This window comes from Streptomyces sp. NRRL F-2664 (assembly GCF_000719345.1).
Classification (GTDB): Bacteria; Actinomycetota; Actinomycetes; order Streptomycetales; family Streptomycetaceae; genus Streptomyces.
Genome location: NZ_JOFX01000354.1, coordinates 1 through 454 on the forward strand (window position 1 = coordinate 1; position 454 = coordinate 454).

Consider the following 454-nt stretch of genomic DNA (forward strand, 5'->3'; position numbering starts at 1 on the left):
GCGGCCCGAAGGAGCAAGCCGGGCAGGACACCGCAGACAGTCTGGAACGGGACGAGCGACGACGTGTCCGACGCAGACGCAAGATCCGCCTGAAGGCGGCCCTGCTCGGACGGTCCAGAGGCGGGCAGACCAGCAAGGTCCACATCGCCGGCGAGCGCAAGTGCCGCCCGCTGGCCATCGTCCTGACCGAGGGGCACGCCGCCGACAGCCCGCAGTTCATCCCCGTGCTGGCGAAGGTCCGGATTCGCGGGCCCGTCGGCCGCCCCCGCACCCGGCCCGACGCGGTCGCCGGCGACAAGGCCTACTCCTCGCACGGCAACCGGGCCCACCTGCGCAAACGGCACATCAAGGCCGTCATGAGGTGACCCCTGGGGTGTGGACACTCTGACAATGGATCTTGTGGGTCCGAGGAAGGGTGTCCTGGTGGGACGTAGGTCTCCGTATCCGGAGGAGT

The 454-nt window shown here is 69.6% G+C and carries 1 pseudogene; it reads left to right on the forward strand.

Annotated elements, in window-relative coordinates:
* Window positions 1-359, forward strand: a pseudogene (locus IF89_RS0136070) (transposase); the annotation flags it as partial.
* Between the last annotated feature and the right edge of the window lie 95 nt (window positions 360-454).